Origin of the sequence: Paraburkholderia lacunae, from assembly GCF_003353175.1 — a bacterium.
GTDB classification, from domain to species: Bacteria; Pseudomonadota; Gammaproteobacteria; order Burkholderiales; family Burkholderiaceae; genus Paraburkholderia; species Paraburkholderia lacunae.
Map to the genome: position 1 here is coordinate 82,502 of NZ_QHKS01000012.1, position 19,621 is coordinate 102,122.

15 protein-coding genes are annotated in these 19,621 nt (G+C 61.8%); 11 read left to right on the forward strand and 4 right to left on the reverse strand.

From position 1 onward, the window contains the following. Positions 1-18 precede the first annotated feature (18 nt). Together DLM46_RS19465 and DLM46_RS19475 are read left to right on the forward strand one after the other, a co-directional pair. Positions 19-732 carry an alanyl-tRNA editing protein gene (locus tag DLM46_RS19465; RefSeq protein ID WP_115102723.1) on the forward strand — a complete coding sequence of 238 codons (714 nt, stop codon included), beginning with the start codon at positions 19-21 and terminating at the stop codon, positions 730-732. Positions 733-1,022: 290 nt separating this feature from the next. Next, complete coding sequence (locus DLM46_RS19475) at positions 1,023-1,331, forward strand: hypothetical protein (RefSeq protein ID WP_115102725.1); 309 nt, start codon at positions 1,023-1,025, stop codon at positions 1,329-1,331. Here DLM46_RS19475 and DLM46_RS19480 read toward each other — a convergent pair. Next, positions 1,328-2,365 carry a substrate-binding periplasmic protein gene (locus tag DLM46_RS19480; protein ID WP_133300358.1) on the reverse strand — a complete coding sequence of 346 codons (1,038 nt, stop codon included), beginning with the start codon at positions 2,363-2,365 and terminating at the stop codon, positions 1,328-1,330. The two genes, DLM46_RS19475 and DLM46_RS19480, sit on opposite strands and share 4 nt — an antisense overlap. Between DLM46_RS19480 and DLM46_RS19485 the strand changes: the two genes are divergently transcribed. The 4 genes from DLM46_RS19485 (at position 2,352) to DLM46_RS19505 (ending at position 7,397) form a co-directional block, all read left to right on the forward strand. Further along, complete coding sequence (locus DLM46_RS19485; RefSeq protein ID WP_115102730.1) at positions 2,352-4,508, forward strand: ATP-binding protein; 2,157 nt, start codon at positions 2,352-2,354, stop codon at positions 4,506-4,508. The two genes, DLM46_RS19480 and DLM46_RS19485, sit on opposite strands and share 14 nt — an antisense overlap. Beyond that, positions 4,505-6,136 (forward strand): response regulator, encoded by a 1,632-nt coding sequence (locus tag DLM46_RS19490; RefSeq protein WP_115102732.1) that lies wholly within the window; start codon positions 4,505-4,507, stop codon positions 6,134-6,136. Before DLM46_RS19485 ends, DLM46_RS19490 begins: the two co-directional genes overlap by 4 nt. Further along, a complete protein-coding gene (locus DLM46_RS19495) occupies positions 6,133-6,765 on the forward strand; it encodes a response regulator (RefSeq protein ID WP_115102735.1) in 633 nt (210 codons plus the stop codon). The genes DLM46_RS19490 and DLM46_RS19495 overlap by 4 nt, the downstream gene beginning before the upstream one ends. Positions 6,766-7,187: 422 nt before the next feature. After that, on the forward strand, positions 7,188-7,397 hold the full coding sequence (locus tag DLM46_RS19505; RefSeq protein WP_115102739.1) for a hypothetical protein: 210 nt from the start codon (positions 7,188-7,190) through the stop codon (positions 7,395-7,397). Positions 7,398-7,430: 33 nt separating this feature from the next. Here DLM46_RS19505 and DLM46_RS19510 read toward each other — a convergent pair whose 3' ends face one another. Further along, positions 7,431-7,673: an IclR family transcriptional regulator C-terminal domain-containing protein gene (locus DLM46_RS19510; protein WP_244306294.1), complete on the reverse strand. Its 243-nt coding sequence runs from the start codon at positions 7,671-7,673 to the stop codon at positions 7,431-7,433. A gap of 618 nt (positions 7,674-8,291) precedes the next feature. On the opposite strand from DLM46_RS19510, the gene DLM46_RS19515 reads away from it, so the two are divergent. Both DLM46_RS19515 and DLM46_RS19520 read left to right on the forward strand, forming a co-directional pair. Next, positions 8,292-9,680, forward strand: a complete 1,389-nt coding sequence (locus tag DLM46_RS19515; RefSeq protein WP_115102741.1) for an MFS transporter — start codon at positions 8,292-8,294, stop codon at positions 9,678-9,680. 93 nt (positions 9,681-9,773) lie between these two features. Beyond that, on the forward strand, positions 9,774-10,604 hold the full coding sequence (locus DLM46_RS19520) for a 3-oxoadipate:acetyl-CoA acetyltransferase (RefSeq protein ID WP_115102744.1): 831 nt from the start codon (positions 9,774-9,776) through the stop codon (positions 10,602-10,604). A 94-nt stretch (positions 10,605-10,698) separates the two neighbouring features. On the opposite strand, the gene DLM46_RS19525 is transcribed toward DLM46_RS19520, so the two are convergent. After that, on the reverse strand, positions 10,699-12,201 hold the full coding sequence (locus DLM46_RS19525; RefSeq protein ID WP_244306295.1) for a sensor domain-containing diguanylate cyclase: 1,503 nt from the start codon (positions 12,199-12,201) through the stop codon (positions 10,699-10,701). Between the two features lie 494 nt (positions 12,202-12,695). Between DLM46_RS19525 and DLM46_RS19530 the strand changes: the two genes are divergently transcribed. The 3 genes from DLM46_RS19530 to DLM46_RS19540 all read left to right on the forward strand — a co-directional run bounded on the left by DLM46_RS19530 (position 12,696) and on the right by DLM46_RS19540 (position 18,634). Continuing rightward, on the forward strand, positions 12,696-13,877 hold the full coding sequence (locus tag DLM46_RS19530) for a porin (RefSeq protein WP_115102746.1): 1,182 nt from the start codon (positions 12,696-12,698) through the stop codon (positions 13,875-13,877). Between the two features lie 517 nt (positions 13,878-14,394). Further along, positions 14,395-17,721 (forward strand): bifunctional diguanylate cyclase/phosphodiesterase, encoded by a 3,327-nt coding sequence (locus tag DLM46_RS19535; RefSeq protein WP_115102749.1) that lies wholly within the window; start codon positions 14,395-14,397, stop codon positions 17,719-17,721. A 46-nt stretch (positions 17,722-17,767) separates the two neighbouring features. Further along, on the forward strand, positions 17,768-18,634 hold the full coding sequence (locus tag DLM46_RS19540; protein ID WP_244306296.1) for a hypothetical protein: 867 nt from the start codon (positions 17,768-17,770) through the stop codon (positions 18,632-18,634). Between the two features lie 212 nt (positions 18,635-18,846). On the opposite strand, the gene DLM46_RS19545 is transcribed toward DLM46_RS19540, so the two are convergent. Then, a complete protein-coding gene (locus DLM46_RS19545; protein WP_244306297.1) occupies positions 18,847-19,431 on the reverse strand; it encodes a methyltransferase family protein in 585 nt (194 codons plus the stop codon). Positions 19,432-19,621: the final 190 nt, after the last annotated feature.

Genomic DNA, 19,621 nt, shown 5'->3' on the forward strand with positions numbered 1-19,621 from the left:
TCATGGGAGGTCGACAAGGTGCCGCACTATCTTTGCCATGAGCAGCCGGATTTACTCGAGTTCGAAACCACCGTTGTTGCCGCCCGCCCCGGCGCAGTCGTGCTGAGCCGCTCGGCATTGCACCCAGGCGGAGGCGGTCAGGTGTCGGACACCGCAACGTTGACACACGCACGCGGCGCCGCCCGGATTACCGGTGTTTCAGCTGAGGGAAGCGTCGTGTGGCATCTGCTCGACGAGCCGCTCGAACTGAATGGCGACGTTCACGTTGCCATCGACGCGCTCCGGCGCGCCACCGTCGCCCAGCTTCATACGGGCACGCACATTCTCAACGCGCTCGTGTATCAGCGGTTCGCGGGCGCACTCGTCACGGGGGTACAAATCAACGGCGATGGTACAGCCCGAATGGACTTCGATTTGCCCGACGCCGATAACGACGCGTTGCGCTCTCTCGAGGAGCCCATCAACGAGGTGATCCGCCGCGGCATGGACGTGCGCGCCTACTATGTGAGCGAATCCGAAGCAAAGTCGACGCACGGTCTGATCCGCAGCCTTTCGGTGGCACCGCCTCCGACACCTGAGGGCACGATCCGGATCGTGGAAATCGGCGATCTCGACCGGCAGGCCTGCGGCGGCACGCATCTGTCCAACACGGCGCAATCAAGACCGATGCGCATCGTGAAGATAGAGAACAAGGGCCGTCACAATCGTCGGATCAGGCTGGAGCTAATTTAAAGGTGGAGTGAAGGGGCGCGAACCATGGCAATGACTGAAAAAAGCGAGCAGGAGGTTGTCTGTTGGCGCGATAGCGCGCTTGACGGCGCCTGCCTTGCAAGCGCCCGTTACGGCAACGCGTCACGTCGGCTCGAAGAGGCCGGAGGCGGAAAAAGGGCGTCATATCGGGGTAAGGATTTCCTTATGTTCGATTCAGGATGCGTAGTGCCGATTTTCCGCGCTTCCTGACTGCGTCCCACCTATCGCCGGCCTAGGATGAAATATCGAATGGTCCATGCGGTTGCTTCTCCATGATTCCCTATCTGTCCGGACGCGAAAACGAGGTCGAGTACATCAACTCGATCTGTCTGAACCTGTTCGACACATGGTGCGAAAACAGGAGTGTGACGCCGCTGGGTTATCTGCTGCATTGCTGGCCGCTTCTGGATAGCGGACCGCGTGCCATCAGGCGGCTTGGCGACACGTTGCGCGAACTCAGAAAATCGCATCCCGAAACATTGAATGTGAAGACGTCGCAGGCGCTCCGCGAACTGGCCGACTGTGTCGACGAGATCCTCGCATTCGGACTCATGCCCGAGCGGATAACGGCGAACGGCTAGCGCAGACTTGCGGGATCGAACCAGAGTTCCTTGCGCGACCGCGGAAACCACTTCGGCAGGTAGGGATTCTGAAGTTCGACGAGTGTCCGGTCTTTCAGTTTCAGGGCGCTCAACTGCTGGCTGAAGTGCCGGTTGAAGAAGGCATCGAAGCTGCCGTCCCGTTTCATTTGTTCGAGCCCGTCGCGAAGGCGCGCGGCGAGATGCGGGTCCGATTTACTAACGTAGAAAAACTGGGCAAACGGATACCTGATCAACAGATGACGATCGATCGCGAGGTTCGGGTAGCGTGCACCGTAAACACGTAGTTCTTGGGGCGCCTCGGTCACGCCACGCGGGAACAGGTCGAAACGCCGGTGCAGAAGCATGAGAAAAAGCGAATCGTACGTTTCCGCCGTCTTGATCGGCACGTGGTTGTACTCATACACGTGCACGTCGCCCCAATTGCTGCCTTGTCCGATGGACAGCTTGCGAAGCTGGTCGAGCGTGCCGACCGCGTCGATCTTCGGCTGGTTGTCGGCGGCGATCAGCGCGACGCGGTAGCCAAGCAGCCCTTTGTCGATCGGGAACGGAATCGGGATCATGCCCTCGTCGAACTCTTTGTGCCCCGCGTCGCTGATCATCACGTTGATGCGTTCGCCCTTGACGGCTTCAATGTGCGCACGGGCCGTTGAAATGGCGTCGGTGTAAGGCTGTTCGACGTAGGGGCCATACCCGGCTGTGGTGCGGTTGAGCACTTCCGTCAAGAGTTCGAACGGGTAGGCGTAGCGGACGAGGAATTCTTCAGACTTGAGCGGCTTGACGATATCCAGTGCGAACGCCGCGGGAATCAGCGCGGCGCAGATCGTCAATCCGGCAAAGAGGCCGCGTAGGGCTGCGATGCTCCACGCGCGTGCAGAGAGGGCGCCGGCGCGGGGTCGCTCGACGGCGGGAGGAACGCCGCGGGAGTTGCCGGCTGTAGACCGCGAATCGGCGACGAGCGCAGAATGGGACAAAAGAGATCCAGAGCACTCGCGGGGGGATATGGCTCTCAACACGTTTGGCGCCTTGTGGAGTTCGATCGATCGCTTGCGCCGCAGCGTCGTGTTGCGGCTGCTGGCGACGGTGTTGCTGTTCAGTTGTGTGGTTACGCTGATTTTGACTGCATTTCAACTCTACCGCGACTATGAGAGCGGGATCGAGCGAGTCGAGAGTCGCCTTGCCGATATCGACAGAAGCTATCGCGACAGTCTGGGCGAGGCGTTGTGGCGCCTCGACCGTGCGCAGCTGCAACTCGAACTCGACGGCATACTGCGTCTGGCCGACATCCGCGTCGCTGAGGTGCGCGAGGCGGACACGGCGCAGTTCCCGATGGTGGTGACGGCGGGTCGGCGCGACGCGGGGCCGTCCGTCAAACGCGAGGTTCCGCTCCTCTACCAGGTTCAGGGCAAGGAGCAGCGAATCGGCACGCTCTACGTCGAGGCGACGCTGACCAATCTCTACCATGAGCTGAAGCAGACCGCGCTCGTCATTCTGGTGAGCCAGGGGGCCAATACGTTCCTGGTTTCGCTGTTCACGATCTACATCCTGTCGCGGCTCGTGACGCGGCATCTCGGCGCTTTTGCGCGGACCGTAGGCAGCTACGATTTTCGTCAGACGCCACGGCCGTTCAGCCTGCAGCGCCGGCCGCCGCGCAAACCGGATGAACTCGACCGGGTGGTGGCCGCGTTCAACGATATGGGTGAGCGGCTGCATCGCCGCTACCTCGAAGAGCGCGACGCCGCCGCCGAGCGCGAAGCGCGGCGTTCGGCCGAAGCGGCGAACCGGGCGAAGGGCGAGTTCCTCGCCAGCATGAGTCACGAGCTGCGCACGCCGCTCAACGGCATCCTCGGCTATGCGCAGATCCTGCGGCGCGACGCCACGCTGAGCGAGCGGCAACGTGAAGGGGTGGCGGTGATCCAGCGCAGCGGCGAACATCTGCTGGCCCTGATCGACGACACGCTGGATTTCACCAAGCTCGAAGCAGGCAAACTGCGCATCGAGATCGGCGACGTACCGCTCGCCGCCATGGTGGAAGTGATTCGCGAGATCATCGGCGTGAAGGTGGAGCAGAAGCAGCTCGCATTCATCTGCGAGATCGCACCAGGTGTGCCGTCCGCCGTGCGCGCGGACGAACGCCGTCTGCGCCAGGTCCTGCTCAACCTGCTCGCGAACGCGGTCAAGTTCACGGACCACGGCGAGGTGAGCCTGCGTATCGCGAAGAGCGGGGCCGGCAAGGTTCGTTTCGACGTGCGCGACACCGGCGTTGGCGTGAGCGCCGACCAGCTGGAGAAGATCTTCGAACCGTTCGAGCAGGTCGGCGGCCTCGAGCGGAGAATCGAGGGCACCGGGCTCGGTCTCGCGATCAGCCGGCGATTCGTGCGCGCCATGGGCAGCGATATTCACGTCGACAGCCACGTGGGACACGGCAGCGCGTTCTGGTTCGAACTGGCCGCGGCGCTCGCCGAACCGGCCGCCATGCCCGCCGCTCCGGCCGCCCGGGTCGAAACGGGCTACCTGGGTCCGCGGCGCAAGGTTCTGGTGATCGACGACGTGCAGGTCAATCGCGCGGTCGTCGTCGAGTTTCTGACGAAGCTCGGCTTCGAGACCGTTGAAGCGGAGACCGGCCGCGAAGGGCTCGAGAAGGCGCAAAGCGAACGGCCGTCGCTGATCCTGACCGACATCGTCATGCCCGAAATGGACGGTCTCGAGACCACCCGCCGCCTGCGGCAGATTTCCGGTTTTGCCGAGTTGCCTGTCGTCGCGGTGTCCGCGAGTTCGTCCGGCTCCGATGAGAAAAACAGCCTCGCCGCCGGCGTCAACGCGTTCCTTTCCAAACCGGTCGATTTCGACAAGCTGCTCGCGCAGATCGCCGCCTTGTTGTCGCTCACGTGGACTTATGCGCCACAGGCGCCGTCGGTCGCGCCTGCTGCATCGCAGGAGCGGCAACTGGCTGTGCCGGCCGCGGAAATGAGCGAACTGCACCGCCTCGCCCGCGACGGCAATATGCGGGAGATCGTGCTCTGGGCCGAACGTGTCGCCGCGCTCAACCCGCTCTATGCGTCGTTCGCGGCCCAGCTTCGTCAACTGGCGAAAAGCTATCAATCGAAGGCGATTCTCCAGTTGGTCGAGCAGCATATGGAACGCAGGCCCGCACCATGAACGAAACCTCCCCTCACACGGGCGAGCCACCCACCATCCTCATCGCCGACGACACGCCGGCGAGTCTTGGCGTGGTCGTCGATAGTTTCGCCGACCGCGGGTTTCGCGTGCTGGTCGCGCTCGACGGCGCGGAAGCGCTGGAGCGCGCGCAGTTTGCGCAGCCGGATCTGATCCTGCTCGACGTGAAAATGCCGGGCATCGACGGTTTCGAAACCTGCCGCCGGCTCAAGATGAACGAGGCGACACGCGATATCGCGGTGATCTTCATGACCTCGCTCACCGGCAGCGAGGACATGGTCGAAGGCTTCGCGGCGGGTGGCGTCGACTATGTGACCAAGCCGGTGCGAATCAACGAAATGATGGCGCGCATCGACACGCATCTGGCGCTGCGCGCCATGCACAGGCAGCTCGTGGCCCGCAACCGACAGCTGCAGAGCGAAGTGCTGGTGCGCGAGCAGGCCGAGGCGGCGCTGTCCCGCGTGCGCGACGAACTGGAGGAGCGCGTCGCGCAACGCACCGACGAACTGGCGCGGACGAATGCGCGCCTGCGCTCGCAGATCGACGAGCGCAGGCGGGCCGAGGCGAAACTGCTGTCGAGCGAAGGGCGGTTTCGCACCATCGTCGAGACGAGTCCGGTGCCGCTGTGCATCACGTCGATGCCCGGCGGCAGGATTCTCTACACGAATGAGCCATTGCGGGAGCTATTCGGTATCGACGCACGCGACCGCCCGGTCACCAGCATCGTGGACCTTTACGAGGATCCCGCGGAGCGCGACAGGCTGGTGCAGTATCTGCGCGAGGAGGGCAGTTTCCGCGACATGGAGGTTCAGTTCAGGCGGCCGGACGGCACGGCATTCTGGGCGATCGCGACGGCCCGGGTGGCGACCTACGACGATGCGCCGGCGATCTATGTCGGTCTGAACGACATCACCGAGCGCAAGCGCATGGAGCAGGCGCTGTTCGAGTCGCGCGAACAGCTGCGCGAACTGTCGGCCTATATGGAAGCCATCCGCGAAGAGGAAAGAAAGCGCATCGCGATGGAAATTCACGACGAGCTGGGCCAGTTGCTGACGGCGCTGAAGATGGACGTCTCGCTGCTCAGGATGCGTCTCGGCAACGACCCGGAGGCGATGAAAAAGGCCGACAGCATGCGCGAACTGGTTGAAAAGACCATCTGGATGGTGCGCAACGTCGCGAGTCATTTGCGGCCTGCCGCGCTGAACTTCGGGATCGTGTCGGCGCTGGAGTGGCTGGTCGAAGATTTCGGCCGGCGCAGCGGCGTTCCCTGCCAGTTCCGGATCAACGGCAGCGAGCCCGTGCTTCCCGATGCGTTCGCGACGGCCGTGTTCCGCATCGTCCAGGCGTCGCTGACCAATGTCGCGCGCCATGCCGGCGCGACGCGAGCGGACGTGACGCTGACACGCTCCGCGACGGCACTCGACCTGCATGTCAGCGACGACGGCTGCGGCTTCGATCTGGAAGCGGCGCGCAAGAGTTATTCCTATGGCCTGCTCGGCATGAGCGAGCGCGCGCGAGCGATTGGCGGTTCGCTGCTGATCGACAGCGCGCCCGGCGCGGGCACGGCCGTTTCAATCCACATTCCGTTAGATGACAAAGTAGACAAATGATCAAGATTTTGATTGCTGACGACCATGCGATCGTGCGTGGCGGGCTGAAACAGATTATCGCGACCACGACGGATATCGTCGTCGCCGGCGAGGCGGCTCAAGGCTCCGAGGTCGTCGACAAGCTGCGCACCTGTCACGTGGACCTGCTGCTGCTCGATATGACGATGCCGGGCATCAGCGGGGTCGATCTGATCCGCCGCGTGCGCGCGGATCTGCCAGCCTTGCCGGTCCTCGTATTGAGCATTCACAACGAAGCGCAGGTCGTCTCGCGCGCGTTGCGTGCGGGCGCGACCGGTTACGTGACGAAGGACAGCGATCCGGAGGTGCTGCTTGCCGCGATTCGCAAGCTTGCTGCCGGCGGGCGCTTTATCGATCCGAAGCTCGTCGACGCGATCATCTTCGAGACCCACTCGGGCGATGCGCCGCCTCACGACATCCTCTCCGATCGTGAATTCCAGGTGCTGCAGATGCTGGCCGTCGGCAAGAGCATCAACGACATCGCGGACACGTTCTCGCTCAGTGCGAAGACCATCAGCACGCACAAGATGCGCCTGATGCAGAAGCTCGGTCTCAGCAATAACGCCGAACTGATCCGCTATGCGATCCGGCACGGTCTGGCCGCCGAATGACGCTAGTCTGATGAATTATCCTGGTTGGCGTGTTAGGGAAATCCTGACGTTCGAATCAGTTGTTCCCGAAGGAACTATCCGCCGCTCCCGACTGAGCCGCCGGCAAGCGCGTCTTACGATGCGTTATAGGTAACGTGGAGCGTAGCCGGTCGTGGGAGAAAAATCGTTACGCGGAGTGGTCGAGAAATTGCTGGGTGCGGCGAGCGCCCAGCCGGTCCGGATACTGTTGACGCATCGTTCGCAATCTGGCCGGACACGCCGCGTGTGTGTCGAAGTGCAACGGCCGGGCGGCCCGCTCGCCCTGTTTTTCTTCCGCCACAATGATGGCACCTGGCATGTTTTTCCACCCGGCGCCGCACGTCCTTCGATGAGCGCCGCCGGCTTGCCGTTGCACGAGGCGATGACGGCGAAGGAGACGACACATGGCTGAAGACAATCCGGACTGCCTTACGCAGAACGATCTGGAACTGCGGGCGTGGATGCTGGCGTGGTACGACCACGCTGTTTCGGTCGGCTTTGTCCGCCCGCCGTTCACGCTGAGCGACGCGACGGCCGAACGGCTCGAGGGTTATTTCAAGGTGGGACTCACACCGGTCGAAGGCGCCGAAGCATTTTTCGGCATCGTGCATTGAGTCTTGCGGTGCCCGCCGTAGACGAACCTTCGTTTATCTCCGATCGGCGGCCGCATGCCGCATGCTCCGGCGCTGTCGCTTCACGATAGCCGGGCCGTGTCGAGATCGCGGCGCCCGACTGCTTGAGCAGGGCGACATAGTCGCGGTTTCCTGCAAGACGGCCCGCACCCGCGGCAGCGCCGCGTTTCCAGATTCCTGTCCTGTTGGCATGCTTACGCTGATCGCCCCGATCACGATGCCGTTATGGTTTCGCAAGGGCACAGCGACACCCCGCATCCCCACTACGAGTTGACCACCCGCGAGCCCGGTACGAAGCCCACCGCCGTCACCCGCTTAGCGCCGTTACGCGCCGCCACCTAGACAACCTCTTCGCCATCATCAGGCACCGCCGGCAGCGCGCTCTGCTGCACGGCGGCGGTGCTGCACCGCTGCACTGCATGAACGACCGCACGACGCGCGGCAATGATTGCCAAAACCTTGGTTGCGTCCGCAATCCGGTCTTTGCCGTTCGCGCTTACGCTCCGGAGAAACCCGATTTCAGCGCGCTATCCGCGCGTGGTGCGCGAATATCGCGCATTTTTTGCTGGCGGCCGTTGTCGTGCAGCGGGCTAACGCGTAACTTCGGGGCATGCCTTCTCACATGCCAGGCGCGGCGCAGTTCAAGTCTTGCGTTGCACCTCCGATGAGGGAAAACCATCTCATGTGTTCCACTGATTGCACGCTATGAATACATTGCGTTCAAGTGATCGGGTGGCGCTGGTTACCGGCGGCATGGGCGGAAACGGCAAAGGTATCCCTCGCTCGATCATCTTCGTGTCTTCTTCGAATGCGGCAATCGCGGCGCCGGAGCGGGGTGAGTACCACAGGAATTGATTGTCAATATTGGAGACAGACATGGCTAGCCTGACTGACCACGAGCCACACGGCACACACCAGACAAAGAAGGCGACCGCAAGCGGCTGGATCGGCTCGGCGCTCGAGTATTACGACTTCTTCATCTACGCCACTGCGGCGTCGCTGATTTTCCCCCAACTGTTTTTCCCGTCCGGCAATCCCAAAGTCGCCATTGTTGCGTCACTGGCGACCTACGGGGTGGGATACGTCGCTCGGCCCATCGGCGCGTTCTTTCTCGGGCACTGGGGCGACACCAAAGGCCGTAAAACGGTGCTGATCCTGTGCATGTTCCTGATGGGCTTTTCGACGATGGCCGTGGGCCTCCTGCCGACATACAGCCAGGTCGGCATGCTCGCACCGGTGCTGCTCGTGGTCCTGCGGCTGATTCAGGGCTTCGCGGTAGCGGGAGAGATTTCCGGCGCCAGCTCGATGATTCTCGAGCACGCGCCATTCGGGCGGCGCGGCTTTTACGCGAGCTTCACGCTCCAGGGCGTGCAGGCCGGGCAGATTCTCGCCGCCGCGGTGTTCCTGCCGCTCGCGCATTACATGCCCGAGGACGCGTTCAACTCATGGGGCTGGCGCATTCCGTTCCTGCTGAGCTCGCTCGTCCTCGTCGCCGGCTACATCATTCGCCGCGAGGTCAAGGAAACGCCGGCCTTCATCACCGAAGAAGCGGTTCCGCGCTCGCCGATCGCCGAAGCCTTCAGGTTCAGCTGGAAGGAGATGTGTATCGTCGTTTGTCTTGCGCTGATGAATGTGATTCCGGTGGTGACCACCATTTTCGGCGCGGCCTATGCGGTTCAGCCGTCGTACGGAATCGGGTTCCACAAGAGTGTCTATCTGTGGATTCCGGTGATGGGCAACATCGTCGCGGTGCTGGTGATTCCGTTTGTGGGGAACCTGTCGGACAAGATCGGCCGGCGGCCTCTCATCATCGGCGGCTCGCTTTGCGCCGGCTTGCTGTCGTTCGGCTACCTGTACGCAATCAGCATTCACAACGTGGCGTTCGCGATCGTGATGTCGCTTCTGATGTGGGGCGTCTTCTACCAGGGTTACAACGCAGTTTTCCCGAGCTTTTTCCCCGAGCTCTTTCCGACGCGCTCCCGCGTATCGGCCATGGCTATCGCGCAGAATATCGGCACCACCATTACCGCGTTGCTACCGGCGCTCTTCGCCACCGTGGCGCCTCCTGGCTCGACCAATGTTCCGGTGACGATCGGCGCGATCGCCTTCGGCATTACGATCATCGCGGCGATTGCCGCGTACTGTGCACGCGAAACGTATCGGATTCACCTGAACGATCTGGGTGAACGAAGCGCGATTCCGGTCGACAAGCAGGATTACAAGCGGCTGCGCGAGCAGACCCTCTCGCACCCGAAGATCGCCTAGGCGTGGGCCGCTTCGCGAATCGCGGAGCCATTGCGTGGCGTCGGTTCGGCGGGTCGGATGATCGGCCGAACGTCTATTCCCGGAGCATTGACCATGACTGATCCCTGCATTATCTCCGTTGCCATTACAGGTTCGGTGCCGCGCAAGAAGGACAATCCGGCCGTACCGATCACGATCTCCGAGCAGATTGAAAGCACGCACGAAGCGTACGAGGCGGGCGCATCGCTCGTTCATCTACACGTGCGCGACGAACAGGAAAACTCGAGTTCCGATCGGTCGAGCTTTGCGAAGCTGCAGGAGGGCATTCGTCAGTACTGCCCCGACATCATTGTCCAGTTCTCGACCGGCGGCCGTGGCCGCTCGTTCGAGCAGCGCGGCGCCATGCTCGATCTGCGCCCGGATATGGCATCGCTCGCAACGGGTTCTGTCAACTTTCCGACTACCGTCTATGAGAATCCGCCGGATTTCGTGCGTTCGCTGGCGAAGATGATGCTCGACCATGACGTCAAACCGGAAATCGAGATCTTTGACCTGGCGATGCTGTACAGCACCGAGGATCTGGTCCGGCAGGGCTTGCTGACATCACCTGTGCACGTGCAGTTCGTGATGGGCGTGAAGAATGCACTCCCGGCGCGTCGCGAGATTCTTGAATTCGAGGTGCAGCAACTCAAGGCGCTGCTGCCGGATGCAACATGGACCGCCGCCGGTATCGGGCGGCATCAGCTGGAAGTGAATCACTGGACGCTCCAGCTGGGCGGGCACTGCCGCACCGGCCTGGAAGACAACGTGCGCTGGGACAAGGAAACGCTGGCGAAGAGCAATGCGCAACTGGTCGCACGGGTGGCTGCGTTGTGCGGCGAATATGGCCGGCCTGTGGCGAGCGCGGCTCAGGCTCGCAAACTGCTGGGTCTTCCGGCTTTATAACCCGATCTGAGCCTCAGGCCGGTGATAGGCGAGGCGCCGGTTCGCCAAGCCGTGTGTCGAGGGGCCGCCGGATTTTCTGTGGCGCGTGCATGGCTCACGCGATTTGAGATCTCGCCACCCTGTTCCGACCGGTCGCTTTCGCGTTATAGAGCGCCTCGTCGGCGGCCTTGATCACGGCGGTGACATCGTCGTCCGTCCTGGGTTCCCAGCTCACCGTTCCGATACTCGCTGTCACGCGTCCGTACTCGCTGCCTGCATGCTCGATGCCGCGCTCGAAGATGGCGCGCCGGATTCTTTCAGCAATCTCCGAGGCGCCGGACTCCGGCGTGTTGGGCAGGACCACGACGAATTCCTCCCCACCATAGCGCGCCGCGGTATCAGCGGGGCGACGGATGTTCTCGGCGATGCAGCGCGCCACGGCCGCCAGTGCATCGTCACCGGTCTGGTGACCGTAGGCATCGTTGTAAGCCTTGAACCAGTCGATATCGACGAACAGCAGCGACAAGACACTGCGGGTCCGCTTGGCACGCCGCCATTCCCGGTCGAGGATTTCGCCGAGGCTGCGGCGGTTGTTGAGGCCGGTCAGGCCGTCGGTGCGCGCCAGCAGCTGCAGTTCCGACTCCGCCCGCATGCGGCGGCGCAGCTGTGCACCGAGCAGCACGGAAAGCGCGACGAAGGCGGAGCCAAACGCGAGCATCAGCGAACCGATTGTCAGTGCGCGGCGCCGCCATGCAGCGTAGATGTCCTGTTCGGCAGCCGCGACCATGATGATCAGCGGGACGCGCGGAAAATTCGCGAACCAGTACAGCCGGCGAGTGCCGTCGAGCGACGCTGTTTCGCTAAAACTCCCCGACGGCGCCGACATGAAACGCTGAAAGGTGCTTGCTCCTTTGATATTCCGTCCGACGACCTGAACTCCGTACGGCTGCCGCATGATCATGACGCCGTTCTTGCCGATCAACGACATCGAACCATGAGGGCCGACGAGCGACAGGCCGGCAAACAGGTCGTGGAAATATTCGATATTGACGGCCATCACCACGACGCCTGCGAACGATCCGTCCGGATGAGAGAGCCGCCTGCTCAGCGCAATACTCGGCGACCCGCTTCGCAGGCGCGACGCATAGGGATCGCTGACGTAGAGGCCTGCATTCGGGTTGTCGCGCTGGACGATAAAGTATTGCCGGTCGGCGAAATTGCCCTGTCGCGGGGTGTCGCTTGCCGAGTCAATGACGATGTTGCCGGCCGCGTCCAGAACCAGCATCGACCCAAGATATTTCGCGCTGGCCGCCCGATCGAACAGGACCTCGCGTCGCAGACGGGGAGGCAGCGCCATCACGTCGGGCTGCTGGAGGCCATCGACGGCGGCCTGTAACGACAGCTCGTACAACTCGAAATTCCGCTCGATGTCGCGTTGCGCGATCAGTGCAATATCGCGCAACGTATCGCGTGCGTGGTTCAGCGCATCCTTGCGGCCCTGATACAGGGTCACCGCGCATAAACTGACCATGACGATGGCGATCAAGGCGCCGCAGACAGCCACGATCAGTGAGGGCGCCGACGGTCGGCGCCGGATGCTTTCGGTCAAACGGGCCATGCAGTTTGTCTCTCTTTGTATCATCGGTATTGCCCGCGTTTGCGGCGAGTCGTCTCGACTCGGAGGCGCCGTCAGTATCGCGCCAAGGCTCGCATTTTAGCATTCGACGCAACGGGCATAACGGACGTCCGCGACCGGGATGGAAGTCGAAATCTCCGTGAATCAGATCCGGCGCAGCCAATTGGATGACGGTAAAGGCGCGTGTCACCGGCAGATCAATTTACGTCAATGCCGGGTAGATACTTCCGCGGCAGGCGAAGTATCTACCCGGCGCGGACCTATCCGAAATTCGGGGGGCTGTCCATATCGAAGATAGAGCTGCCACTTTATGCGGAATGTCTTTATTTTTTTGCCGCTTACATTGTTACTATTCAATAGTGGAGGGCTCTGCAATCTATAGTGTCTGTATGTAAATCTTAAGTTCGTATGTAAATCTTAATAACGTCTGTCTGCGATGGTCCGGAATAAAACAGGTTCACTCCCGGGAGCTGTCAATGAATCGTTTAAAACGACGTGAACAATGGCCCACTCGGTATTTTGCGGATCATCCGGTTATGCTGAATCGGATCAAACGATTCGCATCATATTCGATGGCGGGCGCTATGCTGATTGGCGCCGACTTGTCTGGCAATGAAGCGCATGCACAGAGTAGCGTGCAACTTTACGGTATCGTGGACAACGCGCTCACCTATACGAACAACATTCGGGGCGGCCACACATGGGCCCAGTTCAGCGGCGTCGCTCGCAACGACCGTTGGGGCTTTCGCGGCGTGGAGGACCTCGGTGGCGGATACCAGGCGATATTCAGGCTCGAGAACGGCTTCAGCAGCACCAATGGCACATTGGGTCAGGGCGGGCTGGAGTTTGGCCGGCAAGCGTTTGTCGGTCTGGCTAGCGACCGGATGGGCACGATCTCGTTGGGCCGTCAGTACGATTTCATGACGACGAACCTGTCGGCCTTCTCTGCGGGCACGCTGATCCCCAGCGTATTTGCCTTCCATCTTGGAGATTACGACCGGCTCGGTGGCGAGCGCATCGACAATACAGTCAAGTACGTGAGCCCGAACCTGGCTGGCCTGCAGTTCGGTGCACTGTATGCGTTTGGCGGCCAGGCGGGAAATTTCGAGCGCAACAGTGCGCTCGGCTTCGGCGCCGCCTATGCGCTGGGCTCGCTACGCCTCGCCGCCGCTTACACCGCTATCCACAATTACCAGGCCGTCTTCGGTATTGGAACGCCGGTACTGGGTGCACCGTTATCCGGATCAGGGCCATTGGGCACCCTGTCGAAGCCGGTGATCTTCGACAAGCTGATCGTGTCGGGTTTGGCCGCGGGGTATCAATTTGGCACGGTCCTGGTGCAAGGTCTGTTCACGCTGGTGGACTTCCAGAACAAGGGGCGATCCAACGTCCTGCGTACCGAAGAAGGCAACGTCCAATACAAGTTGAGCCCGGCCTTTTTCCTCGCCGCCAGCTATGCGTTTTCAAAACTCGACCGGGACCACTGGAATCAGATCGCGCTCGGCGCGGATTATTTTTTATCCAGTCGCACCGACGTGTATCTCAACGCCGTCTATTTGCGCGCCAGTTCCGGCGTAACGGCCGAGATGTTCCTGTTGTCTCCTTCGAGCACGAATACCCAGACGATCGTTTCGCTCGGCCTGCGGCACACGTTCTAACTCCGTTTCGGAATGTATTACCGGTCTGCACATCGGTAACGTTGACGTTTTGGTGGCGATTACGGTCTTATCGGGACCGTCCTGAATAGGGGTTCGTGATAACTAGGCAAAAAACCGGCTTCGTCTAAGCTACTAGACACAAACTGAAAATGATGAAGGCGAGCTTTCGGGTTATTCAGCCGTTGTTACAGAATGCGGATGAATTTATACCTGGAAGTTCGAAAAAGGCATTGATATTTTCCGTCAATCTGTCGTTCTCGCGTTATTCGATGCGGGCTGCACTATTGGAGTGCGGTAATTGCTGGCTCGGTAATGGATCGATACAGGTTGTCTGACCGCTTTGTAAAGTTGTCTGTATTTCTTGCGTCATGTTTTCCGGAGTGCTTGCGTGAGTGCCCGGTTTGCAGACCGCGACCGTTGTGAGTGTGGTATCCCCGGGGGGATGAATGTGGGCGAGACGTGGGGGCGATTGCTTCGCCCGGCTCACTCTGGTTATGCAATCGGGCTCGCGGTCGCCATGCTGCTGCTCGGGCTCGCGGCAACGGACGTGGTGTATTCGGTCGCCGCGCAACTGGTCCAGCGCGAGGCGCGGCTTCGCTTTGACAATGACACCCGCGGCGTCGAACAGAGCATCGACATGCGTGTCCGCCTGTATTCCGATGTGCTGGTGACAATGCAGGCGCTGTTCAGTTCGGGCGACGATATCTCGCGCAGAGAGTTTCGAGACTTCGTGAATGGCCTGAATCTGCCCGCGCGCTACCCCGGTTTTCAAACCCTGAACTATGCGCCGTACATCCGCAAGGCCGACGTGGAGCAGTTCGTTGCCACCCAACGCCGCGACCCGATTCTGCGAGATGCCGGCGTTGACTTCGCGATCCTCCCGCCCGGTGAGCGTCCCGCTTACTTTGTCCTGTCCTATGTCGAACCGCTGGCGCCGAATCTGCCGTCGGTCGGCCTCGATCTTGGGTTGGTGCCACGGCGGCTGGAGGCGCTCGAACGATCGCGCGACACGGGACAACCCGTCAGCAGCGGGCGCCTGATCCTCGCCGAGGGCACCCATCCGCACGTCGGCATCGCCTTGCGCCTGCCGGTCTATCGGAAAGGCATGCCGCACGATACCGTCGACCAACGGCGGCGCGCTTATATCGGCTCGGTGGGAGCGGGCATTCGCGTCGTGGACCTGATGGCGGGGCTGCTCAGCGACGAAACACTGCGCATGATCCGCTTTCGCATCTACGACGCGGGCTCGCTCGGCGCGCCGACCGTGCCGCCGTCGCCGTCCACGATGCTGTTCGACAGCGTCGCGGGCATCGGCAGCCTGGCACACGACTTGAGCAAGCAAGACGCCATCGCGAATGCCGGCGGATCAGCTGCCCACTTGCCGGCGTCGTCCGCTGGTGAATTCAGCGCGCCGACGAGCGACGCGCGGCAGTTCTCGAAAAGTCTCGTGCAACCCTTTGGCGGGCGGCGTTGGCTGATCGTGTTCGCCGCCGATCCGGCCACGCTGAGCGGCTCACAACGCCGTCTGCCGCTATTTGCCGCGATCACGGGCACGGTCATCAGTGTGCTGCTGGGCGGGCTGGGATACGCGCTGTCGAGTTCGCGCGTGCGGGCCGTGAGGCTCGCCGAGCGGATCACGCATACGCTGCGCGAGAGCGAAATCGCGCGTGCCGAGGCGCAGCGCATTGCGCATCTGGGTGACTGGCGCGTCAGCCCGGAGGGCGGGGTGGTCCTTCTGTCGAATGAGATGGCACGCCTGATCGGCTCGCGAAGCGCGACGCTGCCACTGACGGCGCTGATGGATGTGATCGAACCGCAGGATCGCGCGGCGCTGATTGCCCGCGGCAACAGGGCGCTTCGCTCGGGCGTCCCATTCCAGCTCGAATGCCGTTATCGGTCCACGCGCGGTAGAAGAGGGTGGCTGCATCTGATCGGACATGCGTACGGACCGCCCGACGGGCGCTCACTGCGTGGCACCGCGCTGGAAATCACGCAGCGCAAGTCGGCGGAGCGCGCACAACAGCAGGAACATGCGATCACGCTGCAACTGGCGACCGCCACGAGCGAGTTCGATGTTTTCCGGCAACTGATAGACGTGCTGGTCGAAGGCATGGGTTGGGAGGCGGGTGCGTTCTGGCCGACGGAGTCCGGTCAACGGCAATCGCTTTGCAGTATTTACCGCACGCGGATACCCGAACTCGAGCGCTGGCTGCTGTCGCGCTCGGACAGTCCATCGGCGCTGGCTGGGGAGGTCGCAACGGAGCCTTGCTGGAGTGCGGGAAAGAACACCTTGGCGCGGCTTGCGCATGCTGAATGGCTCGCTGCGGCAGGGATAACCACGGTGTTCGCCTTTCCGCTGCGGGCCAGCTCGACGACGCTCGGCATGGCGGAATTCTACGCGCGGGACAAGCGCCAGACGGAGCCCCATGCGCTGGCGATGGCGCGCTCGATCGCTATCCAGGCGAGTCACTTCCTGCTGCGGCGACAGGCTGAAGAGAATCTGCGCTTCATCGCGAATCACGATGCCCTGACGGGCTTGCCCAATCGCCTGATGTTCAGGGACCGGCTAGAGGAAGAACTGTTGCGTTCACGCCGCGAGGGGGCCGAGCTCCATGTCCTGTTCATCGATCTGGATCAGTTCAAGGACGTCAACGACTCACTGGGACACAACGCGGGCGACTTGCTGCTGCATGCCGTCGCCGAGCGCCTGCGTCAGCAGGTGGCGCAGACCGGGATGATCGCCCGTCTGGGAGGTGACGAATTCATCGTGCTCGTCGCGGGGCAAGGGGACGCGCGAGCCGACGTTCAGCGGTCTGTCGATGCGATCCAGAATGCGCTTGCCGAACCGTTCGTCGTGAGCGGCAGGCAATTGCCGGTCACGGCCAGTATCGGCATCAGTTCGTTTCCCGGCGATGGTGACGATGCCCAGACGTTGCTCAAGCACGCTGATATCGCCATGTACGGCGCCAAGCAACGGGGCAAGAACACGCATCAACAGTACGTCCGCGAGATGAGTACGTCCTTGCAGCGTCGTATCGACATGGAATCGCATTTGCGGCACGCGGTCGACAACAACGAATTCGTTCTGTATTACCAGCCGCGCGTGTCGCTGCAATCGAACCGCTGTACCGGGGTCGAGGCGCTGATCCGCTGGCATCACCCAACGCTTGGACTGGTGATGCCAACCGATTTCATCTCGATCGCCGAGGAAATGGGTGCGATTGTGCCGATCGGCGCGTGGGTGCTGCGCGAGGCGTGCCGGCAGAACGCCGAGTGGTTCGCACGGGGCCTGGGACCCCTGCGCGTGTCGGTCAATCTGTCGGCGCGCCAGTTCACGGACCCGCATCTGCACAACGACATTGTCGAGGCGCTCGCGCAGGCACAGTTGCCCGGCGATCTGCTCGAACTCGAACTCACCGAAAGCATGGTCATGCGTCACCCCGAACAGGCGGCGGGATGGCTCGCCAGCCTGAAGAGAACCGGCGTGCGCCTGTCGATCGATGATTTCGGCACCGGGTATTCATCGCTCGCCTATCTGAATCACTTCCCGATCGACCTGATCAAGATCGATCGCTCGTTTATTCGCGACGTGCCCGACAGCCAGAGCGACGCGCAGATTGCCAGCGCCGTCATCGCTCTCGGCCACAGCCTTGGTCTGGAGGTCGTCGCCGAAGGTGCCGAGAATCAGGCGCACATCGATTTTTTGCGCAATGAAGGCTGTGATGAAGTCCAGGGGTATTTCTACAGCCGTCCTCTTCCTGCCAGCGATATGACGTCTTTCCTGAGTCGCCGGCTGGACCGCGGTCTCGCCGACGAGCGGGACCCGCAAGCCGTGCGTGCGTGAGGCCGAGACCTCTGGCACGCTCACCACACGTAAAAGGAGACTTACCATGCAACAGCAAGCACGAGATGTAGCAGGAACCTGGCAGGCTATTGACGAACTCGAGTTCGACCGGATCAAGGCGAAGCTGCTTCATCGGCACGACGGTGGGTGGACCCCCGAGACGGTAGCGCGCGCCGAGCACGGCTACCGGCAATTTTTGAAGCTGTCGGTGAAATATCCCGACGTCGCCATCGTGCCGGGCGAGGAGGTGGATCAGTTCTGGCATGCGCACATTCTTGACACACGGCGCTACGCGACTGACTGCGAGCGTCTCTTCGGCTATGTGTTGCATCACAACCCTTATGTGGGCATCGACGGCGCCGACGACGAAGTGCGTCTGCGGGAACTGGCTGCCGCAACGGGCGACCTGATGGCGCGCGAGTTTGGTACTGCATCAGCGACGGATGAGCCTGCCTACTGCGCGATCACGCCGGGTGCGGAAGCGAAGCCTGCGTATTGCGCGATCACGCCGGGTGCGGAAGCGAAGCCTGCGTATTGCGCGATCACGCCGGGTGCGCAAGCGAAGCCTGCGTATTGCGCGATCACGCCGGGTGCGCAAGCGAAGCCTGCGTATTGCGCGATCACGCCGGGTGCGCAAGCGAAGCCTGCCTACTGCGCGATCACTCCGGGTGCGGAAACGAAACCTGCGTACTGCGCGATCACGCCGAGTGCGGAAACGAAGCCTGCGTATTGCGCGGTCACGCCGGGTGTGCAAGCGAAGCCTGCCTACTGCGCGATCACGCCGAGCGCGGAAGCGAAGCCTGCGTATTGCGCGATCACGCCGGGTGCGGAAACGAAGCCTGCCTACTGTGCTGTGACCCCGACACAAGTGGCGCGTACAGCTTCCGCTTCGGGTAGTGCAAGGCGCGTCTGACAGCTTGTTGTGTCAGCATTCGATCGCCCGTCGGTGTGATCCGGGCGATCGAATCGATGCAGGGTCCGGCCTTGCCACGCCCGGTCCTCGCAACCTTGTTGGCCGTTGCGTCTAGGGTCGACCTTGGCGGCCGCGATGCGGGTGCGTGTCACCGGTGGATGCTTCGCGGGCACGGCGGATCGAAGCAAAGCGAGGGGCGCCGCGTAAGTCAGTCAAAACACGCCATGAACCAGCCGGTAGCGCACGCGTCCCATGTACTCGCGATAAGTGATGTCGTTCGAAAGCAATTGCTCCTCTTTCACGATCCGTATGACTTGCAGGGTCCATTGCGCCACAACGACGACGAGATTGCGAATGCCGAAGTTCGCAACGAGAAAACCAATGTCCGTGATCAGGTAGCCCAGGTACATTGGATGTCGAACGATGCGATACGGTCCAACCATGATTACGCCACGGTTGGCAGGTAAAAGACCAAACGAACGTCGCAGCGACCACTTTGCGTAAATCTGGACCAGAACCCCGGCAACCTGTATGGCGGCGGCCAACGCCTCCGGAACCAGTCTGATGCCGGGCGTAATCTGGAACGCAAGAAAGTAAAAAGTCGCGCAGACCGTCACGACGAGACTCAGCGGATTCCAGTCACGCTCGGTCGGGACGCGGGAAAACACGGCTAGTCCGACGGTCAACACCTCCGCAAAGGCGAAAAGCAATAGCGTGACCCGGGACGTGTCCCTCACGTATTGGTGGACGGTCAGGATGACGAACAGGCCTAGCAGCGGTACGGTCAGAAGTCGCACGACGACTTCCGCCACGAGTTGCGCGCGTGTCAGACAAACCCGGTCAGCCGGATTTGACGAAGTTTGCGGGTAGTCGGACTGGCTCATCTCAGCGACGGCCCAACTCGCCGGAGCTCGACTTGCCGGCTTGACGAGCGGCACTGAAAGCATGACGTTGTGTAAGCGTGGCGTTATATGACAAGGCCTTTCT